Source organism: uncultured Candidatus Puniceispirillum sp., assembly GCF_963979125.1.
GTDB lineage: Bacteria > Pseudomonadota > Alphaproteobacteria > Puniceispirillales > Puniceispirillaceae > Puniceispirillum.
Window position 1 is genome coordinate 1 of record NZ_CAXBVX010000187.1, and the last position, 1,685, is coordinate 1,685.

The following is a 1,685-nucleotide window of genomic DNA, read 5'->3' on the forward strand; positions in this document are numbered from 1 at the left end:
CGCCCTGTTGCCATTGGATAGGTCAGGGATAGCTTGATCCGCTTGTCAGGCCCGACGATAAAGACCGAACGCACCGCCTGATTTTCGACCGCCGTGCGGCCAGCATGGCTGGTGCCCGCTTCACGCGGCAACATGTTATATAGTTTGGCAACGCTAAGTTCAGTATCGGCGATGATCGGATAATTAGGCATATGTCCGGTGACATCAGCGATATCCTGAAGCCACGAATTATGATCTTCGACCGGATCAACCGACAGGCCAATGACTTTTACATTGCGGGCTTCAAATTCAGGCTGTAATCCGGCCAGTGTACCCAGCTCGGTTGTGCATACGGGGGTAAAGTCTTTTGGATGCGAAAACAGAACGCCCCAGCTATCGCCAAGCCATTCATGAAAGGACAATTCGCCTAGGGTTGTCTGCGCGGTAAAGTCAGGCGCTATATCATTGATGCGTAATGACATTTTCATCTCCTCTTGGGCTGTGTTTTGGGTGAAATCGCAAAGATGCAGCCATCCTTGCCGAAATCACACTATAAAGCAGACATGAGGGCGCAACATTCAGGATGCAATATAACGGGGATGACTATTTTAATTTACCGTTTCGAGACGCAAAATTTTGCCCCAAGAAGACATGCCGTCCAGATGAATTACCCAGACAGGCCGGGCTGTCTTGCCTGATCGGATTCGGCGGTGGCACGGGAAATGGCATTTTCCAGCGCGTTCACAAGATGCGCGATCATGGCATCGGTATGAAAGGGGCCGGGGGTCAGACGTAACCTTTCAGTGCCCTTGGCAACTGTCGGATAATTGATCGGCTGAACATAGATGCTGTATTCGTCAAGCAGAATCCGACAAACCCGGGTACAGGTGGCGGCATCGCCAATCATGATCGGTACGATATGCGTTGGCCCATCGAGAAAATCTATGGCGGTGGCGCGTAAAGCCGCCTTAAGCTTTTCAGCCTGAATTTTCTGCTGGTTGCGGGCGTCATCATGTGACCGGATATGCCGTACCGAAGCCAATGCCGTGCTGGCAATGGCAGGGGGTAGGGCGGTTGAAAAAATGAAACCAGACCCATAACTGCGCACGGCGTCGCAAATCACATCGTCAGCTGCAATATAGCCGCCAATTGTGCCAAAGGCTTTGCCAAGCGTGCCTTGAATGATGTCGATATCATCAGCCAGACCAAGCATCTGTGCGATACCGCCCCCATCGGCACCATACATGCCGACAGCATGCACTTCGTCAAGATAGGTCAATGCGTTATAGCGTTTGGCCAGGTCGATAATGTCGGCAATCGGGCTGATATCACCATCCATCGAATAGACCGATTCAAAAATGATGATCTTTGGCCGGTTAAGCGGCTGGCTTGCCAGTAGCGATTCCAGATGCGCAACATCATTATGGCGGAAAATAGCCTTTTCAACCCGTGCATGACGAATGCCGGAAATGATTGAGGCGTGGTTCATCGCGTCAGAAAAGACAATGCAGTCATTCAGCAAGCCAGCAAGGGCGCTGATGCTGGCTTCGTTGGCGACATAGCCGCTGGTCAACACCAGAGCGCGTTCTTTATTGTGTAAAGAGGCAAGTTCCTGTTCGAGGGCGACGATTGATGCGCTGGTCCCCGAAATATTGCGGGTGCCGCCTGCACCGGTGCCATGCTGGCTAGCGGCATTCTGAAGCGCG

The 1,685-nt window shown here is 52.2% G+C and carries 2 protein-coding genes; both read right to left on the minus strand.

The genetic code is table 11. The features are described 5' to 3' along the window. The coding region (locus tag ABNT28_RS11045) for a redoxin domain-containing protein (protein ID WP_348721638.1) at positions 1 to 461 on the minus strand (461 nt) is incomplete at its 3' end. A gap of 185 nt (positions 462 to 646) precedes the next feature. Then, on the minus strand, positions 647 to 1,685 hold a 1,039-nt coding region (gene hemA, locus ABNT28_RS11050), incomplete at its 5' end, for a 5-aminolevulinate synthase (RefSeq protein WP_348721639.1).